1 protein-coding gene is annotated in these 2,095 nt (G+C 29.7%); it reads left to right on the top strand.

What is annotated here, in order from left to right:
• Positions 1-264 precede the first annotated feature (264 nt).
• The coding region (mutL, locus tag U9R23_07755; protein ID MEA3476317.1) for a DNA mismatch repair endonuclease MutL at positions 265-2,095 on the top strand (1,831 nt) is incomplete at its 3' end.

Below are 2,095 nucleotides of genomic sequence, written 5' to 3' on the forward strand. Positions count from 1 at the left end.
ATTTTATACTTACAAAATTGGTAATTACGGTACATAAAAATTGTAGTGATTCCACATTTTTTCATCTCTTAAGATTTAATATTGCCATCTTTAAATTATTATGTTATTAAAATACTATCATTCTAAATTAAATAAATCCTATTAATTTTAGATTCCACAAATTTTAGATTATTTTTAAAATGATAAAAATTTTTGTCAATAAAAACCTTGACTAATTATTATTTAATTAAAATTTATTTTCTTAAATATAACATTAGAGAAATTATGAACAGAATAAGAATTCTTGAAGAGAAAATAATCAACCATATAGCTGCGGGGGAAATTGTTGAAAGACCTGCTTCTGTTGTCAAGGAATTAATTGAAAATTCTTTAGACGCAAATGCAACAAGCATTACAATCATGGTTGAAAAAGGTGGGGAAAAATTAGTTAAAGTGATTGATAATGGTAGCGGAATGTTACGAGACGATGTATTACTTTCTCTGGAAAGATATGCAACAAGTAAGGTCTATAAACTTGAAGACATTCAAAACATCTCTACATTAGGTTTTCGCGGTGAAGCCCTGCCAAGCATTGCTGCTGTTTCTGATGTTGAAATTACAAGCCTTTCTCAAAATTGTAAGGATTGCCCAGCAACTAAGATTACTACATCAAATGGAAAGGTTATGAATGTATCCGAAGTGGCAAGTAATCCTGGCACAACTGTGAAAGTTAAAAGTCTATTTAAAAATGTTCCTGCAAGAAAAAAGTTTTTGAAAACTGACCAAACCGAAATGACTCATATAACAAGAGCTGTTCAATATTTAGCCTGCACACATCCTGAAACAGGTTTCCATTTAATCCATAATAATAAAGAGGTTCTAAACTATCCGAAAGTGCCTTTATTAGAAAAACGAATTGCTGATATCTTCGGGAATAAATTCTTTCACGAAAATATTATTCCAATTCAACATGAAAATCCTCTTATTAGTTTACAAGGATTTATCGGCTCATTTCAAGAAGGGATTTCATGGCCAAATTCTCACTTTCTTTTCATTAATAATCGTTATATTAATGATAAAATAATTTATAGTGCCATTAAAAAGGCTTATGAACCATTTAGTAAAAAAAGTCTTATAAAATCTAAATTACCATTATATTTAATTTTCATTAAAATTTCTAATGAACAGATTGATTTTAATGTATCACCAACAAAGACAGAGGTGCGCTTTGCTGACTCCAGGTTTATATTTAGTTTTGTAAGAAATACGATTACTAACTCTTTATTAAATTATGAAAAGCAAAGATATACTGAAATCAAATCTGAAGCTGAAAGTTCCTTATCAATTTCTACGAGTAAGAGAGAACTGCCCATAAGTAAAAAATCACCCCCGGATTTTCAAAAGATTAAACCTAAGGGTTTCTCAACATATAGAGGTGAATTAGATGAAGTATTCCAACCTGATGCATTTCGGAAAGACGAAAGGGATGTTCAATTAGTGAGTTTTTTTGAAGAAAAAATTATCAAAGACAAAAATAAAATTGTAGAGACAGAGATTGTTAACCCCTGGCAAATCGGGAAATCATTTATATTTGTTGAAACAAAAGATGGAGTAATTGCTTTTGACCAACACGCTGCACATGAAAGAATTCTCTATGAAAAAATTCTTAATAGTTTTAAAAAATCTGATAAGACCATATTCGGACAGAAATTATTATTTCCTCTTGTAATTGATTTACCAAAATATCTCCAAAAGACCATTCCAGATTTAATTGAAAAAAATTTAGATACATTTAAAGAGATCGGTTTTAAAATTAAAATTTTTAGTGGTAATTCGCTCATTGTGGAAGAAATCCCAAAAGACTTAAAAAATTGGAATAACGGTGAACTGTTAACAAATATACTGAAACAATTAGAAGAAGAATATCAAGCTAAAATGGATTTCAAAGAAAAGTTGGCTGCATCCTATGCTTGCCATGCAGCGATTAAGTTTGGACAGAAATTAAGCAAGAAAGAGATGTTAGGATTGATAAATCAATTATTTGCAACACAAAATCCCTTTTTCTGTCCACACGGCAGACCAACAATAATTGAAATTTCTTTTGATGAATTGAGGA

This window comes from Candidatus Cloacimonadota bacterium (genome assembly GCA_034722995.1).
Lineage (GTDB): Bacteria > Cloacimonadota > Cloacimonadia > JGIOTU-2 > JGIOTU-2 > JAGMCF01.